The sequence below is a fragment of the Ruegeria sp. BK1 genome, from assembly GCF_056535645.1.
In genome coordinates, this window is sequence record NZ_JBQFIS010000004.1 from 56,864 (window position 1) to 73,126 (window position 16,263).

Genomic DNA, 16,263 nt, shown 5'->3' on the forward strand with positions numbered 1-16,263 from the left:
CGCTCTGACCCTGCTTTTGACGCCCTTCCTGATGGCCGTCATCTACCGGATTTTTCTGCACGTGCCCGCCAATGCGCGCGTTTCAGTTGACGAAAGGAAACCTAAATGACCCTGTTCAATCTGGCCGCAGGCCTGTCCGTCGCAGCTTTGACTGCGCCTTCGCTCACGCTGGCGGCAACCGTGTTCATTCCCGAAGGCAGCGCGGACTCGGTTCTGGTGATCGACTCCGAAACCGGCAAGACCGTCGAGCGGCTGCCGAGGCTCGTGGCGGTCCATGGGCTGGCCGGCGCGCCCGGCTTTAAGTACCTGGTCGCGGGCAGCTACGCAGAAACCGAGGCCACAACGCCACCAAAACCCGAAGGTATGTCCAAGGATGAACACGCTGCGCACCACGCCAAGCGCGATGTCACTGCGTTGCCCAAAGACAAGGGGCGGAGCCTGCTGACGATCCTTGATGCGGAAACACGCGAGGTCGTCCGCCAGATCGAGGTTCCAGGTGCGGTGCATCACACTGCGGTGTCGCCCGACGGGCGGTTCGCGGTGGCGACCCATCCGGGCGGTGACGGTATTTCGATCGTCGATCTCGATAAGCTCAGCTTCCTTGGTTTCGTAGCAACCGGGCCAATGCCCAACTATGCGGTATTCGCGCCTGACGGCGACAGGGTCTATGTCACCAATACCGGCAATGGTACACTTAGCGAAGTGGATGTCGTCAAAGGCTTCGTCGTACGCAACATGCCCGTCGGCGAAGGCCCTGAGCATCTTGTACTTAACGCCACCGGCAGCGCCGCCTTCGTAGCCGACAGTGATGGTGGCAAGGCCTTCCGCGTAGATCTTGCCAGCGGTTCTGTCACCGAAACCTATGACATTGGAGGCGAGTTGCACGGGATCGGCCTGTCCGACCGCGAGGGCGTACTGTTCGTGGCCGCCAAAGGCACCGACCGGTTGTTGTCGATTGATCTTGCTACGGGCAAACAGCGCTCGACCAACCTGTCACCGGCACCTTATCACCTGACGACCATACCGAACTCAGGCAAAGTGATGGTATCAAGCCGAACCGAACCGAAGGTCTGGATCGTCGATCAAGTCAGCCTGACGGCTATTACCGAAATGCCGATACTGGGTGAGGGCCACCAGATGGTTGTTCTGCCCTGAAGGACTGTGCCCGGCATTGCGTAATTAAACGGCTCTACGACCAAAGCTTAAACCAGGGAGCAGAACATGACAGAAGACCACGACATCAGAATCCACGCGAACGGCCCGACCGAGGTCGCTTACGTCTGCCCCATGCATTCTGACGTGCGTCAATCTGGGCCCGGCGACTGTCCCAAATGCGGGATGCACCTTGTGCCCGAGGGCGAGGTGGATGCGCATGCGCATCACCACCATTCCGCGCATCATGGCGCGACGGACGAGAACGGTGAATATGACATCGTTCCGACAGGCTATGACGGACCCGTATATACCTGCCCGATGCATCCGCAGGTGCGGCAAACCCATCCCGGGTCCTGTCCACTCTGCGGCATGGGGTTGGAGCTGGAAAGCGCGGCGATGGTGGACGAGGGGCCGAACCCGGAACTGGTGGATTTCACCCGGCGCCTATGGGTAGGTGCGATTCTGACGCTTCCACTTTTGGTTTTCACGATGGGCCCCTACGTTGGGCTGTCTGGTGTGCGAGAGATTTTTGGTGAGCGAACAACCCTATGGATTGAACTGATACTTGGCACTCCGGTTGTTCTTTGGTGCGGTTGGCCATTTCTGGAACGAGGGTGGAATTCGTTTCGCACCATGAACCTGAACATGTTCTCGTTGATTGCCATGGGGGTTTCGGCCGCGTGGCTGTTCAGCGTTGTCGCCGTATTGATGCCCCACATATTTCCGGACGGTTTTCGAGATTCAGAAGGCCATGTTGGGGTCTATTTCGAAGCGGCCGCAGTTATCGTTACACTTGTTCTGCTCGGGCAGGTGATGGAACTGCGGGCACGCGAAGGCACAGGAAAGGCAATCCGCGCTTTGCTGGACATGGCCGCAAAGACCGCCCGCATTATCCGCCCTGACAGCAGTGAAGAGGAAATTCCGCTTGAAGAAGTACAGGTAGGTGACCGCCTTCGCGTACGCCCCGGCGACAAGGTGCCAGTAGACGGCATTGTACTCGAAGGGCGCTCATCTGTTGACGAAAGCATGATCTCTGGCGAACCGGTTCCGGTCGAAAAGGTACAAGGCGAGCCGGTCACAGGGGCCACAATCAACGGCACCGGTAGCCTTGTGATCGAAGCAACCCGAGTGGGCTCTGACACAATGCTGTCCCAGATTGTCGAAATGGTGGCCAACGCGCAACGCTCGCGCGCACCAATTCAGAAATACGCTGACAAAGTGGCGGGCTGGTTTGTACCGGCGGTCATAAGTATAGCTGCGCTGGCCTTTATTGCATGGGCAATTTGGGGACCGGCTCCGGCGCTCTCCTACGCCTTGATCGCAGCGGTGTCGGTACTGATCATAGCTTGCCCGTGCGCGCTTGGCCTGGCCACTCCGATGTCGATCATGACGGCCACGGGGCGCGGGGCGCAGGCCGGAGTGCTGATCAAAAATGCCGAAGCGCTGGAGCGGTTCGAGAAGATCGATACTTTGATCGTCGACAAAACTGGCACGCTGACCATGGGCAAGCCAAAGCTTGTGGCTGTATTACCCGAACCTGGCCATGACGAGGTCGAGGTGCTGCGGCTGGCCGCAACGCTGGAGAAGGGCTCGGAGCACCCGTTAGCTGAGGCAATCGTCACAGGAGCCGAGGAACGTGGCGTAGCCCTGTCCGACGCCAGTGACTTCGAGGCGGTGACTGGTAAAGGCGTGAAAGGCACGGTGGATGGCCGCCCCGTCGCGCTCGGCAATCTGAAACTGGTCACCGATCTCGGACTCGAGGCGGCCGAACTGACGGCCAAGGCCAATGCGCGTCGGGATGACGGCGAAACGGTGATGTTCGTGATGCTTGATGGTTCAGTGGCGGGGTTGGTCTGCGTCGCCGACCCGGTCAAGGAAACAACACCAGCCGCACTCAAGGCGCTGCACGAACTGGGTTTCCGGATCATCATGGCGACTGGCGACAACGAACGCACTGCAAAGGCGGTGGCCGAACGTCTGGGTATCGATGAGATTCGAGCCGACGTACTGCCCGAGGACAAGGCCCGCATAATTCGCGAACTGCAGGAGAAAGGCGCAAAGGTCGCCATGGCGGGTGACGGAGTGAACGACGCACCCGCGTTAGCGCAGTCCGATGTGGGCATCGCCATGGGGACCGGTGCCGACGTGGCGATCGAAAGTGCAGGCTTCACGCTGGTCAACGGAAGCCTTGATGGCATCGTGCGCGCCCGTAGGCTGGCCCGCGCTACCATGCGCAATATCCGGCAAAACCTATTCTTTGCCCTGATCTACAACGCCTCGGGCGTTCCGGTGGCGGCGGGTCTTCTGTTCCCGCTTTTCGGCATCCTGATCAGCCCGATGTTTGCGGCCTTCGCTATGAGTGCTTCATCGATTTCAGTGGTGTTGAATGCGCTGCGATTGCGGGGGGCGAAGATTTGAGCACGCACGAGCATAGTACCCACGGCGCCAGTGGCGCGCTGAAGCCCGGATCAATCTCGCTGACCGGAGCCGTCGCCATGGGGACCGGCGTGATGATTGGCGCTGGGATCTTTGCACTTACCGGACAGATCGCCGGGCTGGCGGGGCCATGGTTTCCGCTGTCCTTCGTGGTCGGGGCCGTGGTGACGGTTTTCAGCGCCTATACCTATATCGCCATGTCCAACGCCTGGCCCTCATCAGGCGGCATCGCCATGATCCTGACCAAGGCATATGGGCCCGGGGCGGTTGCGGCGGCGGCCTCGCTGCTGATGGCACTGTCGATGGTGATCAACGAAAGCCTCGTCGCGCGTACTTTCGCGACCTATGCGCTCCGCCCGTTCAACATCGAGAGCGGACCGCTGGTGTCTTTGGTCGCTGTTGCGCTGATCGTCTTTGCCTATGCGGTGAACCGGTCGGGCAACCGGTCGGTGGGGTTGTGGTCGATCATCATGTCGGCGCTCAAGATAGGCGGGATCGCAATATTCGGCATCGCCGCACTTTGGGCTGCGGGCGGAACCTGGCAGGTTCAGGGCTCGGAACCGGCCGCGCCGCTGGGGTTCGTCGCCTCGGTAGCCCTGTCGATCCTCGCCTTCAAGGGCTTTACCACCATCACCAACAGCGGGGCCGAGATCGTCGACCCGCACCGCAATGTCGGGCGCACCATCATGATCTCGATCGCGATCTGCGCGGTGGTCTACCTGCTGGTCGCCCTTGCCGTCGGTGTCAGCCTGCCGCCCGAGCAAATCCGCGCGGCGCAGGACTATGCCCTGGCCGAGGCTGCCAGGCCGGTGCTGGGGCAGGGCGGGTTCTATCTGACCGTGGCGCTGGCGATGGTGGCGACGGCCTCGGGGCTGATCGCCAGCGTTTTCGCTGTGTCCCGGATGCTGGCGATGCTGACCGACATGAAGATGATCCCGCACAGCCATTTCGGCATGACGGGCAGCATCCAGTCTCACACGCTGATCTACACGGTCGTGATTGCGGGCCTGCTTGCGGTGTTGTTCGACCTGTCTCGCATCGCCTCGTTGGGGGCGTTCTTTTACCTGGTGATGGACATGGCGGTGCATTGGGGTGTCTGGCGACGCTTGCGCGGTCAGATCAAAGCCCGTGGATGGGTCTTGCTGACCGCCCTGGCGCTGGACTGCGTAGTCCTGACCGCGTTCACAATACTCAAGCTGCGCTCCGACCCGATGATCGTAGTATATGCCGTTGCTGGCATCGGCTTGGTCTTCGTCTATGAGCGCATCTTTCTCAAACAATGGATCATCGAAAAGGAGACAAATCAGCTATGACCCAATCAAATTTCGACGAAACCCGCGCCACACAGGAGACGACCGAAAGGGTCAGCTCTGACGTAACGGCCGAAGCGCCCAAAACCGAAGATCAGACGGCCAACGGTGCCAAGCGTAATTGGCTCCCGGTTGTCATTGCGATCGCGTTGGGCGCCGCTGTTCTGGGCTGGGAATACCGCGAGACACTCTATCCTTTGCTCAGTTCTCCGTTGCTGTTCTTGCTGGTCTGCGTGGGCATGCATTTCTTAATGCATCGCGGCCACGGCAAACACTGAGAACGGCGCCCTGTATGGCTGGCGGCTTTGCGGCAAGAACACTGCGCAACAAGGAGCAGCAACGGCCAACTGATCAGAACAAATTTGTAACCCAATAAGGAAGGGAAATTGCCATGTTAGCAAATCCAATTCGGAGAGCAGCAACTGAACTGCACCTGACGGCCGGTGCACTAACTGTAAAGGCATTGCACGGTGACACCGACGAAGATCACTCTGATGAATAGGGAATGGGGCATCGCGGTGAAGAAGAGGACCAAGGCGACTGATCCACCTCGTCCGAGTCCTATCATTCGATGAACCCGTCCTGACGCACAGGAGGAACAATATGTCTGAATTTTCTGAAAGACAGGCACCTTCAGAGCCTGAAACTCGGCGCGATTTCTTATACTTCGTCACCGGCGGTGCCGCCATCGTGGCCACGGGCGCGGCGGTCTGGCCACTTGTTAACAGCATGAACCCCAGTGCAGACATCTCCGCCCAAGCCGTTGTCGACATAGATCTTGAAGGTGTCGGACCAGGAACGAGGATCACTGTTAAATGGAAAGGCAAGCCGATCTTTATCGACCACCGGACTAAAGAGCGGATCGCGCTGGCGATAGCAGAAGACGATGCACCAATGATCGACCCGCAACCTGACGCCGAGCGCGTACAGCGACCGGAATGGCTGGTAGTTATTGGCGTTTGCACCCATCTGGGATGCATACCACTCGGGCAGGGCGGCAGCGAACCCACCGGAGACTGGGACGGTTGGTTCTGTCCGTGTCACGGTTCACATTACGACACGTCTGGCAGAATTCGGAAAGGCCCCGCGCCCCGCAACCTCGATCTGCCCCCTTACGAGTTCGTCACCGACACACGGGTCAAAATTGGGTGACGGCGCGGTGAACTTTGTTCAGAGGCGCGTGCCTCACCAAGTTCGTTTGTCAGTCCTCGAATATCCCTCGATCAGCGCCGCGATGCTATGTGGCGGAATTCGACATGTACCCCGCTTTCTGGAGTTTTCGAGAAGAGACCTCGCCGTCATGTTCTGAACGGAACAATTCTAATCGCTGCGCTCAACGTTTTCTGCTTCGCCCATGTTTAGACATGCCATCTTGCCTTTTGACAGGATCGCATCTGAATTGCGGGTTGAGAGGAAACGCTTTGGTCCTGAACAAGGTGCTATTTCAACCCCGTGTCAGCCGCGCGGCGATCGCGACCTGTCCCAGCGCGGCCAGGATCGCAGCGATGAACACGGCTTCGATGGCGATCATGCTGACCACCACACCGCCCACAAGCGGCGCCAGCGCCGCCGGGGCCGCAAAGCTGTTGAACCACGCGGAATAGGCCGGGCGGCGGTCGTCGGGCGAGATCTCCAGCAAATAGCCGAGATAGCCGATGGTCACCCCGTTCATCATCGCGCCGATCAGGAAGAACAGCACCGCGAAACCGGTCAGCCCCGAACCCGTGACCACAAGCAGCAAAACCAGCACCGGAGGTCCGAGACGCACCAGTGCCACTATCCCCAGCAGGCGCAATTTGCCCGCCTGGTCTCCGATGTGGCCCCAGAGCGGATTCGAGGCCAGCGCGCCGACAGTCTGCGCCGCCAACAGCGTTCCGACATCCGCCGCCCCGAGGCCGCTGCGGCTGGCGGCAACGACATAGAACGGCAACGCCATCAGCGTCGCTGCACCAAGCCATTGGAAGATCAGGAACAGCCGGAACCGGTGGTCCTGCCGCAGCGTCGAGAAACCTTCGCGCAGAAATCCAGACAGATTGGCAGGACGGTCCCGTGGCGCCCTTGCAGCGGTAGCGGGCTCACCCGCGGAGACAAAAAGCGTCGCAGAGACGATCATCAGCACCGCGCCGAGCCAGAAGATCAGCGCATAGGCCCTGAGCGGCGGCATCACGTCGAGCGCGTGTCGCAGAAAGCCCGCCACCAGAACCGCCAGAACACCGCCGCCGAAAAAGCGCCAGGCCAACATCCGGCTGCGGCGCTCGGACGGGATCGCCCGGCCGACGATGTCGTTGTAGGGCACCGCGACCACGCCGCTGACAAAGGCATAGACCGTCCACAATCCCAGCATCCCGAGCGCCAGCGGAACCGGAGGCCAATCGACCTGAGGCCAGTCGGCCCCCCACCACAGAAGAATACCGATCATCGCGACCGTGATCGCCCGCCCATAGGCACCAAGGGCGTAGAACGGCATCCGCCGATCGGTGCGCTCGGCGAGGTAGCCCACCGCGAACTGGGGCAGCAGCCAACCAAGACGCAGGACCGTGCTGGCATAGCCCACGGCCAGCGCGCTACCGGTCAGCATATGCACCAGACTGGCCACCACCGTCGCGCTGTCCACCGCCGCCGACCCGCCCTGAAACACCGCACCAGCACCGGCGATGCGCCAAAATCTCGTGTCTTCGGGATTACGCCTTGCCATTCGCCGCCTCTGCCTCCGCCCGGGCGCGGCGGATGTCGATGCCGCTCTGCCACAACACCGTCAGGCCGATCCCGACCACCAGAAGGATCGTCAGCACATAGTTGAACAGGATCATCAGAAGGGCGGTTTCGTCCGGAACGCCAAGCACCTTGAGCGCGAACCCCGCCCCAAAGACAAAGCTCGCCGGGATGCGCACGAAACGACCCAGAACCATGGCGAACCCGGCAAACACCATCAGGAACAGGTAATCCCACGCGCTCAGCACCACGCCAACCGCCAGCCCGGCCCACAGGAAATGGGTTGTCGCCACCAGCTTACCCGCAATGGCTGCGGCAATGGCGGCGACGCGGCGGGCCCGTGCCTGTGGCCAGACGATCCCTTCACCGAGCGCGGTGCGCAGATACGCGCCATCGGCCCCGATGCGGGCGGCAGCCCAGTCGAAGAGTCGGCAGACCAGAGGGTCCTCGCTCAGAAGTGACGCGCGGAACCGGAACAGAACCCAAAGCAGGCTGCCGAAAAGCATCAGGTTCAACAGGCCCGCAACGCTCAATCCCAGCCGCAGGTCACCCTCGATCTGTGGAATCTGGCCGGCGGCGGCCACCGCTCCGGCAAAAAGGGCGAAAACGACGCCGTCGAGGAACCGGGCGATGATCGCGGTTGCAAGCACGGTCGCCATCTTCAAGCGGTCGAGCCGGGCAACCAGCCAGGCCCGGACCAGCGGGCTGATGCCGAGCGGGACAAGGACATTTGCGCCATAACCTGCCAGTAGCGCCCCCGTCAGCCGCAGGGTGCCGACGGGTTTCACGTCGAACAGGATCTGCCGCCACTTCCAGCCGCTCATCAGCTGCTCCAGCAGGATGGTGGCGGCAAGAATCGCGATCCAGAACATGTTGGCTCCGCGCAGGCCCTGCAGAAACAGCGCAAAATCGAGGCTGCCGTAGAGCGCAAACACCAGATAGAGCGCCAGGGCGGAGCCGAATATCGGCAGCAGCCACCGTTTCAGGAAGGTCCGCATTTGACATCCTCGCAACTACCAAGACCTCAATGTTTTAACCTCCGTATCATGATACGGTGTCAAGATGACGGTGACGGAGGGAGACCGCGATGCAACCACTCAAGATCGGCCAGGCCGCGCGCGAGACCGGGATAGGCGTCGAGACGATCAGATTTTATGAAAAGAAGGGCCTTGTCACTCAGCCGCCGCGCCCAATTGACGGCGGCGCGCGGGACTATGGTGGTGACACGCTTTGGCGGCTGAAATTCATATCCGGCGCTAAGAAGCTCGGATTTTCGCTGGCAGAAATCGCGGAAATTTTGGAGTTGCGCACGGCACCAAATACCGAGTGCGTCGCGATGCAGGCCAGAGCGCGCAAAAAGCGGGACGAAATTCAGGAACGGATCGAAGGGCTTGCACGGTTGAGGAACAATCTGGACGAGCTGATCGCGGCGTGTCCGGGGCGTGGTGGAATTCAGAACTGTTCGATCGTGGGCGCCATAGAACGCAGCAGTGAGAAATAGGCGCAATTCCGGCCTTGAACGGAGGGTAGCGGCGTTGCTTGCGAACCGGGTTATTGCCAAGCAGGACCCAGAACGGCAGGTGCAGCGAAAAAAGGAGAGCGAGGGTTCCGCTTCCGAGCAGAGTTTGCGCCAGATCATTGTGAGAAATCCCTGCGTCGCCCAGAAAGCCATATCTGATGAGTGTCGGAGGGTGACGGACAAGTCGGCCCTGTAAATGCGGTCCAGCTTTTATCCTACCGGTGCGATTTTATATCGGTTTAAGACAAGTTTACCCAAGAGGGAACATGACAATGAATAACCTGAGCCGCCGCCGCTTGATGCAAGGAGCCGCGGCAATTGCGTGCAGCGCGGCGCTTCCCGCCTTCGCGAAAACCGGTCCCTCAATCCATGTCCTGAAGGATCCGAATTGTGGGTGCTGCGGATCGTGGATCAAAATCATGCGGGCGGAAGGTTTTGAAGTAGGCGTGGAAAACAGTGCTTGGGAGGCCTTGAACGCTTACAAAACCGCCAATGGGATTCCGGAGGGCATGATGTCATGCCACACGGGTCGCGTGGAGGGCTACATGATCGAAGGACACGTCCCATCCGCTGACATTCGGCGCCTGCTGGGCGAACGCCCGAATGCTGTCGGACTGTCGGTTCCGGGAATGCCTTTCGGCTCACCGGGCATGGGGCCGGAAAGTGAACGCGAAGCCTTCGACGTCTTTCTGATCCGCAAGGATGGAACCACAGAGGTGTTCGCCAGCTACCCGGCCGCATAATTTCCCGATGGCGCTGGCAAGATCCTGACAAACACGGCGCTCGCTTCTGCTGCCTGGTTTACGTGACATTCTTCACGGCAAACCAGTTGATCCGTGACTTCACGCCTGCCTTGTCCTACCGGGCAAGTTCCAGCCTACGGTGAAAAAATACCTGCGTCCGCAAAGCCTGATGACCGGCTTTGCGGACAAAACCGACATCCCGGTCGCCGTATCAACCGCAGCATTTGTCGCCCGCCTGAATTGGCGGGCATGGGGCCGATCCGTAGGAACAGTAGACGCAGCAATCGCCGGGAAGTGGCTTCAGGACTTTTCCGCAAGATGTGCATTCGTAGAACCACTGGCACGCGTCTGTTGGCATCGTTTCAGGCCTTGAATGTCCACATTCCGGGCAGATGATCGTGCTGACAAGGTTCGGGTGCTTTTCACTCATGGCGTCACATCAAGGTTATCAGGAAATCATTTATTCGGATTTCGTTGAGCACGATAACCCAAGCGATGGCCGTCAACGCAAAACTGCCTGTCAGCCACCATTTGAAGCGGTCGAGCGAACCACGGCGATACGCGACGATGCCAGAGAGAAACAGCAGGGCCGTCGAACCGCCGAGCACGTAATAACTCGCGGCGGCGATCTTGCCGAATACGGCCAGCCAGCTCCCTCCCAAGCCAAGCAAAATCAAGGCCATCGGCAAGATGCAGCAGGTCGCAACGCCAAGTGCGGTAAACGATCCAAGAAAGCTTGCGCCAACAAACTTGCTCATGGTCAGCTTTCTCCGGCTTTGACGAACTCGAGCGGAAGCCGGTTCGACTTCCTCGATTTTTGCTTCGCGCGGTATGTGAAATTCGACATCATGACCGACAACATGCACCCTGTAGTAGCTACAGGTTCAAGGGAAAGGTCATCACATGATTGCGATTGGCGAAGCGGCGAGATTGACCGGTCTGTCGGTCGAGACGATCCGCTACTACGAACGGGAAGGCATAGTCGAGAAAGCCGGTCGAACCGCCTCGGGACGCCGCGCATACACGGAACGGGAAATCTCCGAGCTCAGATTCATCAAACGCTGCCGCGATCTTGGCTTTACCATTCAGGGTGCATGCGCACTTCGCGAATTGTCCAAAGCGCCCGAGCAAGCTTGTCGTGACGTCGAAGACGTCGCAACAAGACATCTCGACAACGTCAGGTCAAAAATCGCCGCCCTCCAACGGTTGGAGCAAGCACTGGCAGAACTTGTGCAGACCTGCACCGAGGGTACGGCCTCATGCCCCCTGCTAACGGCGTTGCTCAACGAGCCTATCGCCAAAGAAAAAATAAACGACACCTAATTGCAACGCCCGGAAAGGATCGAATCTGGCCAACTCAGTTTGCGGAAAGACTACAATGCGGCTCAAATCCGGCTCGCTCATCATTACCCACCCCATGCCCGAACTCTCTGCCTGTCCTCATCGCAGGCGAGAGTGACATTCCTGAATTGCTCATGGGTGACATTTGAGCTTTGCGGCTACAGATTGCGGAAGCATAAGTGAAATTATGTGAAACTTGCCCCTGCTCACAATTTTGCAAATCAAGCGGTGCACGTGGGCCGAACTCAGAGATGCCTGATCCACACGCATTGATCCCGGTTGGGTCCAAGTTCTTCGAGGATCCTTTCAGCATCCAGATTGAAGTCTTTGGCAATTTCCTGGACCTGAACCGCCTGAAAGCTATCCAAGTTCCGCACCGTTCGACCATCTTCAAAGGTGATCAACTCGTGTGATCTTCCAGACCAACGCACGATCCCGCCGCAAAGGGTCTGTCCTTCAACATCCGCAAGTTCGGCGACCGGGTCGGCAAAGAAATCGGTCCATTTAAGAATACCTGTGCTGACAGCTCTCGCCACTGCTTGTTCCGTTGTCCGGCACTTGAGTTTTGTGACGATCGAAGACGTCAAAGCATGCACCATCCTGGAGGAGAGCCCCGTCTGGCCAGCAACTACGGATGGGATCAATCCTGATGCGAGCATCTTCAGAACATCCATCTCCTGATCGGACAACGCATCCGTAGGAAAGTTGAAAACTGTATCAATCACATCGAGCGCGAGTAGATGCAGGACCTGCGCTTCGTGGCGAAGGGCAGGGAGCATACTCCCGACCAAGGCGTCCCAGTCGGATCGGCGCAGGTTGGAGGTAACCGTAAAGACACCACGCTCCCCAAACGGATTGATAACCGGAATGGATAGTCCGTGCTGACCCACACCAAATTTTCTCGCTGCATCGAATAGCGGTGCGTGTTCACGCTGATCATCAAACACAGCCCAATCAATTGGTGCGATCATTGCGGCGCCAAACCGGATGAGGGGATCGACCAGGACCATGTCGTTGTCGACGTAGTGCCTGACCCATTCGGCCGGGAACGTGGTGCAGCCGTGGACAACGTTGTGATGCTTGTCGATATGGGCGTAGGACGCATTCTCCAGTCCGAACCTCGAACAAATTTCCTGAAGGCGCGCCTCCCCGGTCTGCCTGAAATCCAGTTCAGAATTGCCAATGTCCGCGATTTTCATAGATCGTCTTTCTGTTCCGCGTTGCCGTCGAGGCCGCTTAGCAACCTAAAGCTGAACAAACCACTCGGGAATTCCCGTAGCCAATCATGCATTTGAATACAGTTCTGTTCTGGAGGCGGAAACGGAGCGAAAACCTGCCGATGAGACACATGAATTGGAGAAGCTGGCGGCTCATAACCCGGCACGGCTAAAACCCGCTGCAGTGATCTTGCGGAAGCCCGTCTTCCTCCTCTCGGGCTCTACGCGCCAAAAGCCCCATGAAACTGGAAATCAGGTTCAGTTCACCGCGCTCATCTGCGTGCACCATACCGCGCAGATATCCGCCCGGATTAACCACTGGCGGCAACCGTGGATCGCTCAGCCTCGCGTCTGTGATCAACCCGGCCAGGATTGCACCCATCACGGTCAATCGGTCAATCGCCGTACGCCAAGCCGAGGCATTGGCGCCGATCTCCGACAATCGCGACCAAACGCCGGTCTCAATCGCGTAGAGCGACGGGCTGGAATTCTGATCTCCGCCACCCGCGATATCGATATGCATGCGCAGCTCGGGTGAGGCCAGTTCATATAGGATGCGGTTATTCACCCGCGGTAGTTTTTGGGCCTTGCGCGATGCCGTATCTGTCGGATGATTGCTTTCTAAGCAATGCGGAGGGCCGTCAGGCCCGGAGCCGGAACAATCTGGTTCCGAGGCTTTTGCCGAGGACATTGAACTCTCGCCATCGGCGTTACAGGACAGAATTGTTTCTTCAATTTGGTCTTGTATATGGCACCCGAAACAAGCTTCGGGTTCACCCGAAATTTCACCGGGTTTTGCGACATGCTCTTCGATCCGGCTCCAAAGGTCGTAAGCCGCCTGAACATGTAGCTTGAGCGCCTCCAGCGTCATGTATTTCAACTTGTCGGCGCGCGGCCAGGATCGAAGTTCCTCCTTCATGCCTTCCAGACTTTCAGGAGGGCAGGGGAGTAAGAGAAGCACGGCCAGACTATGTTTCACATATCGGTAAAGCCGTGATCGATCCCCGCGCAGCTCGTCCTGTTCTTTCTTCTCGGCCTTGCTGCGCACGTCCGCGTCGCGCATCTCGGGAATGAGGTTCAGGGCAGGGGTCAGGAAGAGTCCAAGCTTCTTGCGCTTACAGCGCGCGCCATTTGCGCCAAGCCTGCGTTCGATCAGACCAATCCTTTCCAGCTCACGTTCGTGATTGTGGATTGTCCGATCTGTCACGCCTCGCCCGGCAATGAGGGTTTCCTGGCGCGCGTAGCAAAAGGGTTCCTGAGACGGGTCTCGAAAAGCACATGGCGTAATCATATCGATGATGATCTCTAAGGTGCGAATACACTGGGCTGATGCGCCTCTGATCTGCGCATATCCCACGCAGAGCTGACGTAACCTGTCACGGTTCCAGCCCTCAGGAAGGCCGTTGTGAAAGCGAATATTATCGTGGTGATGGGCGGATGCGATCTGCCGAAAGCTCATGGATTTGGCCTCATTTGGCAAAGGTCAGTGTTGATATCGCGGCTTCGCGGGGCAGGGTGTTCGGAATGGTTCAACGGTCTCATGGTCTGCTTCTCATTGGGGAAGCAAGGCGGCTCGAACCTCAGCAAAAAGACACAGAAAAACCGTTCGCACAGATGCGTTTGTCCTTGTCAGTAATTTTGGAGTTTCCTATAAATCAGGTGATCAAACGTGACTTAAGAAGATCCCCGCTGAGGCCCCGCCTTGCGGGGGTTTTTGTTTCTGGGATTAAGTTTTTCCTCCGGGCCAATCGGCCTGGTTTAAAAATGCAGCTGGCGATTTTTGGTGGCATAGCCAGGAGCAACGCGTTGTACCGCAGGTCAGCACCTCAATATCGGATGAGTTCGTAGTCGCTGAACCCGAATGTGTCGGTCCACTCGACGCCAACGCCGCGGAAGTAGCTGGGAGGTTCACAGCGATTGCCCAGTGGCAGCCAGTAAGGGATTGGGGCAGGAGCGCGCTCGGACCAGCGAAAATTCGTATTATCGTCGTAGGTGCCAACCACAAGATCAAGCGAACGCTCGCAATCTCCCTCCCTTGAACGACGGCGATAGCTGTAGTGGCGCACATCCCAAACCCTGATGGATCTCACAACGTCGAAATCGGAAGAAGAAAGATCGACGCTGATCGGGGTGGCTTGGAAACCGTCACCGTATTGGCCGTGATGTGCATCGATCCTTCCTATCGAGATCGCTGCGTCTACCAGTATTGGCTTAGCGGTGTCATCCGATGGAAGCTCTGGAACTGGGCTAGCACTGGTGCGCTTGATGGCTTCCAACCGTTCCATAGGACCCAAGTCCGAGGGGCTGTGTGACGTATTCATCGGACAGCGCCAGAGTTGAAGCGGCGGTTCGACCGGGTAGGGTGTGATGCGCCGAATGAACTCCGCCTTGGCTGCGACGCAATCAGCCGAACTTGGCCAACCCCCGGCGAGGCAAAGGAATATGGCACAGTCAATTGGATAGGCACGAGCCTGCGTGGCTGGCAGTGCAGCGAGTGCAACTGCAAGGGCCTTCGCGCGAGTTCGATTTCCGGATTTTGAGTGTTTCAAGATGGTCTCTCCTGCTTGCGAATCGCCTAAGCAATATCCGGCCAATATATTTCTGACAATCCAATATCGTATATTGGCGGGTTTTCTTATATTGACGTAGATTGTGTTTTAGTCCACAACTTTTGGATGTAGAAGACGGCCCATAGGGGGTCGTCATGGCGGACAACAAGAGACAATACACTGTGGTAACCATCGAGATGGTCCGGGGCCTGAAAGAGGATCAGGTTCCCTTTACATGCCGCTACGAATTTATCGGACTCGCTTCCCTTGGACGACCTAAGTACCACTGCATTTACAGCTCGCCGAACTATGTCGGGGCCTTGTGCAAGTCGAAGATCTCTCGAGCGGGCGCTGAGCCCAGAGAGTTCGATCTTTGGCCGGGCCTCTTCAAGCATCATCAGGAATTTGGTGATGGGCGCATTCTCTGCGTCAAATCAGACTATACGATCGAGTCGATTACCCCAGAGGGTCTCGAAGCAGCTCAGGCCCTGGACGCGAAATCCAAAACCTGATCGGTCACGTTCGAGAACCCGGCTCATCAAAATGCTGGGGCAGGGCGCATGAAACGGCTCTTGTTTCTCAGCGCTGCACTCGCGTCCTTGTTCATTGCTGCAGTTTGGATTGAACCAGCTAGGAAAACAAAGACTCTCGGCGCATCCGAGGTGATTGCCGTTGACGGTGACACGATCGACCATGGTGACGACCGATACCGGCTTATTGGGTTTGATACGCCTGAGACATTCCGGGCTCAGTGCGATGCTGAGAGAGCTTTGGGTCTACGAGCCAAGGACCGGCTGACGGAGCTCATCAACTTCGCGGGCGTAATTGAACTTGAGATTGAGCTGCACTTTGACGTCCACGATCGCTTCTTGGCGCTTGGGCGCGTGTCTGGACAGAACGTCGGGGCCATCCTGATTTCTGAAGGTCTGGCGCGCCCGTACTCGGGTGGCAAGCGCCAGTCCTGGTGCGGCTGAAAGAAAGGATAAAACAACGATTTATGACAGCAGAGAGAAACGACTAAGCAATAAGCAGTCCTGCCGATTGCGCCAACAATCGACAGGACAAGAAACGCCCTTAATCCATCCGGGCATTCCTCCAACATCAAGAGAGAACTGTACTATGGTAAAAACAGTAGTCCGAGATGCCGGTCCTAGATTGGGCAGCACCGCGACAGAGTCAATGGGTGCAAACCTAGACAACGCGTCTGCACCTCCGATCCCTTAGCGCTGTCTGACGATTGAGGCGCGCGGGACATCCGAACGTTCCAGCCAAAACATCTGA

Annotated in this window: 17 protein-coding genes; 10 read left to right on the forward strand and 7 right to left on the reverse strand. The window is 58.2% G+C overall.

Annotation, left to right across the window (positions count from 1 at the left end):
• The first annotated feature begins 105 nt into the window (after positions 1–105).
• The 5 genes from ACR3E7_RS23270 to petA all read left to right on the forward strand — a co-directional run bounded on the left by ACR3E7_RS23270 (position 106) and on the right by petA (position 6,053).
• Positions 106–1,155, forward strand: a complete 1,050-nt coding sequence (locus ACR3E7_RS23270; RefSeq protein WP_170417931.1) for a YncE family protein — start codon at positions 106–108, stop codon at positions 1,153–1,155.
• A 132-nt stretch (positions 1,156–1,287) separates the two neighbouring features.
• Positions 1,288–3,573: a copper-transporting P-type ATPase gene (locus ACR3E7_RS23275; RefSeq protein WP_170418025.1), complete on the forward strand. Its 2,286-nt coding sequence runs from the start codon at positions 1,288–1,290 to the stop codon at positions 3,571–3,573.
• Positions 3,570–4,904, forward strand: a complete 1,335-nt coding sequence (locus tag ACR3E7_RS23280) for an APC family permease (RefSeq protein ID WP_255612171.1) — start codon at positions 3,570–3,572, stop codon at positions 4,902–4,904. The genes ACR3E7_RS23275 and ACR3E7_RS23280 overlap by 4 nt, the downstream gene beginning before the upstream one ends.
• A complete protein-coding gene (locus ACR3E7_RS23285; protein WP_170417934.1) occupies positions 4,901–5,179 on the forward strand; it encodes a DUF2933 domain-containing protein in 279 nt (92 codons plus the stop codon). Before ACR3E7_RS23280 ends, ACR3E7_RS23285 begins: the two co-directional genes overlap by 4 nt.
• Positions 5,180–5,504: 325 nt before the next feature.
• A complete protein-coding gene (gene petA, locus ACR3E7_RS23290; RefSeq protein WP_050605700.1) occupies positions 5,505–6,053 on the forward strand; it encodes a ubiquinol-cytochrome c reductase iron-sulfur subunit in 549 nt (182 codons plus the stop codon).
• Between the two features lie 292 nt (positions 6,054–6,345).
• On the opposite strand, the gene ACR3E7_RS23295 is transcribed toward petA, so the two are convergent.
• Entirely contained in the window at positions 6,346–7,596 is a 1,251-nt protein-coding gene (locus ACR3E7_RS23295; protein WP_170417937.1) for an MFS transporter, read from the reverse strand.
• Positions 7,583–8,611, reverse strand: coding sequence for a lysylphosphatidylglycerol synthase domain-containing protein (locus ACR3E7_RS23300; protein WP_170417940.1), 1,029 nt, complete (start codon positions 8,609–8,611; stop codon positions 7,583–7,585). The genes ACR3E7_RS23295 and ACR3E7_RS23300 overlap by 14 nt, the downstream gene beginning before the upstream one ends.
• An 89-nt stretch (positions 8,612–8,700) precedes the next feature.
• On the opposite strand from ACR3E7_RS23300, the gene ACR3E7_RS23305 reads away from it, so the two are divergent.
• Positions 8,701–9,114 (forward strand): heavy metal-responsive transcriptional regulator, encoded by a 414-nt coding sequence (locus tag ACR3E7_RS23305; protein WP_170417943.1) that lies wholly within the window; start codon positions 8,701–8,703, stop codon positions 9,112–9,114.
• Positions 9,115–9,398: 284 nt separating this feature from the next.
• On the forward strand, positions 9,399–9,875 hold the full coding sequence (locus tag ACR3E7_RS23310) for a DUF411 domain-containing protein (protein WP_170417950.1): 477 nt from the start codon (positions 9,399–9,401) through the stop codon (positions 9,873–9,875).
• 211 nt (positions 9,876–10,086) lie between these two features.
• Here the strand turns inward: ACR3E7_RS23310 and ACR3E7_RS23315 are convergent, their stop codons facing one another.
• Both ACR3E7_RS23315 and ACR3E7_RS23320 read right to left on the reverse strand, forming a co-directional pair.
• Positions 10,087–10,305 carry a GDCCVxC domain-containing (seleno)protein gene (locus ACR3E7_RS23315; RefSeq protein ID WP_237215937.1) on the reverse strand — a complete coding sequence of 73 codons (219 nt, stop codon included), beginning with the start codon at positions 10,303–10,305 and terminating at the stop codon, positions 10,087–10,089.
• A 4-nt stretch (positions 10,306–10,309) separates the two neighbouring features.
• Positions 10,310–10,633, reverse strand: coding sequence for a hypothetical protein (locus tag ACR3E7_RS23320; RefSeq protein ID WP_170418031.1), 324 nt, complete (start codon positions 10,631–10,633; stop codon positions 10,310–10,312).
• Positions 10,634–10,778: 145 nt separating this feature from the next.
• Between ACR3E7_RS23320 and ACR3E7_RS23325 the strand changes: the two genes are divergently transcribed.
• Positions 10,779–11,198, forward strand: a complete 420-nt coding sequence (locus ACR3E7_RS23325; protein ID WP_170417953.1) for a MerR family transcriptional regulator — start codon at positions 10,779–10,781, stop codon at positions 11,196–11,198.
• A 263-nt stretch (positions 11,199–11,461) separates the two neighbouring features.
• Here ACR3E7_RS23325 and ACR3E7_RS23330 read toward each other — a convergent pair whose 3' ends face one another.
• From ACR3E7_RS23330 to ACR3E7_RS23340, 3 genes are all read right to left on the reverse strand, one after another.
• Positions 11,462–12,415: a LuxR family transcriptional regulator gene (locus tag ACR3E7_RS23330; protein ID WP_170417956.1), complete on the reverse strand. Its 954-nt coding sequence runs from the start codon at positions 12,413–12,415 to the stop codon at positions 11,462–11,464.
• A 187-nt stretch (positions 12,416–12,602) separates the two neighbouring features.
• Positions 12,603–13,892: a helix-turn-helix domain-containing protein gene (locus ACR3E7_RS23335; RefSeq protein WP_170417959.1), complete on the reverse strand. Its 1,290-nt coding sequence runs from the start codon at positions 13,890–13,892 to the stop codon at positions 12,603–12,605.
• A gap of 367 nt (positions 13,893–14,259) precedes the next feature.
• Positions 14,260–14,718 carry a hypothetical protein gene (locus ACR3E7_RS23340; protein WP_170624892.1) on the reverse strand — a complete coding sequence of 153 codons (459 nt, stop codon included), beginning with the start codon at positions 14,716–14,718 and terminating at the stop codon, positions 14,260–14,262.
• A gap of 419 nt (positions 14,719–15,137) precedes the next feature.
• Here ACR3E7_RS23340 and ACR3E7_RS23345 point away from each other — a divergent pair, with 419 nt between their 5' ends.
• Complete coding sequence (locus tag ACR3E7_RS23345) at positions 15,138–15,494, forward strand: hypothetical protein (protein ID WP_142638830.1); 357 nt, start codon at positions 15,138–15,140, stop codon at positions 15,492–15,494.
• A gap of 48 nt (positions 15,495–15,542) precedes the next feature.
• Complete coding sequence (locus tag ACR3E7_RS23350; protein ID WP_170417964.1) at positions 15,543–15,956, forward strand: thermonuclease family protein; 414 nt, start codon at positions 15,543–15,545, stop codon at positions 15,954–15,956.
• Positions 15,957–16,263: the final 307 nt, after the last annotated feature.